A 2,908-nucleotide genomic window follows, 5' to 3' on the forward strand; every position below is an offset into this window, starting at 1 on the left:
ACGGTGGCGCCCGCCGGGACCCCGGGGTCCACGGTGTGGGTGGTGGTGAAGCCCATGGACTCGGCGGGGCCGTAGCCGTTGGTGATGGTCAGGTGCGGGTGGAGGGTGTGGAGGCGGGCGATGTGGGTGGGGGAGGCGGGCTCGCCCCCGGTGTAGACGATGCGGGTGGTGGCGAAGGTCTCGGGGTGCTCGTCGGTGAGGTAGTTGAAGAGGCTGGAGGAGAGCTGGAGCATCGTCACCGCGTGGGCGCGGCTGAGGGCGGCGACGACGGCCGGTTCGGGTCGTTGTCCGGGTTGGAGGACGGTGGTGCCGCCGTGGAGGAGGGCGCCCCAGAATTCGAGGCTGAAGGCGTCCCAGGAGACGGGGGAGCACTGGAGGAACACCTCGCCGGGGCCGAAGGCGGCGTAGGTCTGGTGGGTGAGGGTGGAGACGAGGTTGCGGTGGGTGGAGAGGATGCCCTTGGGGTGTCCGGTGGAGCCGGAGGTGAACATCACGCAGGCGGTGTCGTCCCCGGTCAGCGCCACCTTCAGGTCGTGGCCGGCGTGTCCGTCGGTCTCCGTGGCCTCGGCGTCGGTACGGACCCGGGTCCAGGGGCCGTCGAGCTGCCGGGCCCCCTGCGCGGAGTCCGTCACGAGCAGCCGTACGGCGGCGTCCTCCGCGGTGCCGCGGAGGCGTTCGTCGGGGAACTCGGGGTCGAGGAGGGCGTATCCGGCGCCGGTCTTGACCACGGCGAGGACGGCCACGGCGAAGGGGATCCCGCGTTCCAGGAGGATGCCGGCCAGGTCTCCGCGGCCCAGCCCCCGTGAACGGAGGTGCCGGGCCAGCCGGTTGGCGCGGAGGTTCAGCTCCCCGTACGTCACGGTCTCGGCGGCGAAGACCAGCGCGGGGGTCTCCGGCCGCAGCCGCGCCTGCTCCTCGAACCGGGCCGTCAGCAGGGCCGGTCCGCCCTCCCGGGTTTCGGACGTGGCCTGCCCGGGCCACTCCACGAGTACCCGGGCGCGCTCCTCGGCGCCCAGCACCTCCAGGCCCGACAGCGGCACCTCGGGCGCGGCCACCGCGTGCTCCAGCACCCGCCGCAGCACCCGGATCATCCGCTCCACGGTCTCCCGGTCGTACAGGTCGCAGCTGTAGAGCACCGCCCCCGTCAGCCCGGTCTCCTCGTCGGCGGAGAGCAGGAACTCCAGGTCGAACTTGACGGCACCGGTGGCCAGCGGCTCCGCCGGACCGGCCGTGACCCTGGGGAACTCGGGAGCGGGGGCCGGTCCCGACTCCAGGGCCAGGCACACCTGGAACAGCGGGTGCCGGGCCAGCGAACGCGCCGGGTTCACGGCCTCCAGCACCAGGTCGAAGGGGGCGTCCTGGTGGGCGAAGGCGTCCAGGTCGGCGGCCCGCACCCGGGCCAGCAGCTCCCGGAAGGCCGGGTCCCCGGAGGTGTCGGTGCGCAGCACCAGCGTGTTGACGAAGAAGCCCACCAGATCCGCGAGGGACTCGTCGGCGCGGCCCGCCACGGGTGAGCCCAGCGGCAGGTCCGTACCGGCCCCGAGCCGGGTCAGGGTGGCCGCCAGGGCCGCCTGGAGCACCATGAAGGGGGTGCAGCGCTCGGCCCGGGCCAGTTCCAGCACCCGCTTGTGCAGCTCGCGCCCGAAGTCCACCCGGACCGCGCCGCCCCGCCGGCCGGCCACCGGCGGCCGGGGCCGGTCGGTGACCAGCGGCAGCTCCTCGGGCAGGTCCGCCAGGGCGGTCCGCCAGTAGGAGAGCTGCTCCTCCAGCACCCCGCCCTCCAGGGCCGGGCCCTGCCACAGGGCGTAGTCGGTGTACTCCAGGGGCAGCGGCTGCCAGTCGGGGGCCCGGCCCGCGGCGCGGGCGGCGTAGGCGGCGGACAGGTCGGCGAAGAGCGGGCGCAGGGACTGGCCGTCGGTGGCGATGTGGTGCAGCAGGACGAGCAGGGTGTCACGGCCGTCGCCCCCGCGGAGCAGGGTCACCCGCAGGGGGTGCTCGGCGGCCAGGTCGAAGGCGTGCCCGGCGGCCGTGCGCAGGGCCGCCTCCCGGTCCTCCTCCGCCACCTCCCGGACCTCGAAGAAGACGCCCGCGGCGGCCTCCTCGGCGGGGGCGACCACCTGGTAGGGCTGCCCGTCGGCGGTGGCGAACCGGGTCCGCAGCGGTTCGTGCCGCCGCACCAGGTCGCCGACGGCGGCCCGCAGGACCTCCGGGTCCGTCGCCCCGGTCAGCCGCACCGCCATCGGCACGTTGTACGCGGTGTCCGGGCCCTGGAGCCCGGCCACCAGCCACAGCCGCCGCTGGGCGGAGGACAGCGGCGGCCGCTCGGGCCGGACCGCCGCCCGGGCGGGGGCCGGCAGCACCTTGCGGCCCGAGACCTCGGTGATCCGGCGGGCGAGGGCGGCCGGGGTGGGGTGCTGGAACACGTCCCGCAGGGTGAGGGGCGCCCCGAGGGTGGCGCCGATCCGCCCCGTGAGCTTGGCGGCGAGCAGGGAGTGCCCGCCGTGGTCGAAGAAGGAGTCGTCCACCGACAGCGGGGCGGCCGAGCCCAGTACCTCCCCGACCAGGGTCCGTACCAGCTCCTCCAGTTCGGTGCGGGGAGCCCGGCCGCCGGACTCCAGGGGGGCCTCCACGGCCGGCAGCGCCCGTTTGTCGATCTTCCCGTTGGGGGTGAGCGGCAGCCGGTCCAGGACCGCGAAGCGGGCGGGCACCATGTGCTCCGGCAGCCGCTCCCGCAGCCAGGCCCGCAGGGAGCCGGGGGTGACGGCGGCGCCCGGCACGGTCGTGACGTACGCGGTCAGCTCGTCCGTGGCGAGCAGGGTGGCCTGGGTGAGGTCGGGGTGGGTGGTGAGGAGGGTTTCGATCTCGGTGGGTTCGATGCGGAAGCCGCGGATCTTGATCTGGGTGTCGG

1 protein-coding gene is annotated in these 2,908 nt (G+C 75.1%); it reads right to left on the reverse strand.

All coding sequences use genetic code 11. The features are described 5' to 3' along the window. On the reverse strand, window positions 1–2,908 hold a 2,908-nt coding region (locus AB0469_RS41005), incomplete at both ends, for a condensation domain-containing protein (RefSeq protein ID WP_366456706.1).

The organism is Streptomyces sp. NPDC093801 (assembly GCF_040701585.1).
GTDB lineage: Bacteria > Actinomycetota > Actinomycetes > Streptomycetales > Streptomycetaceae > Streptomyces.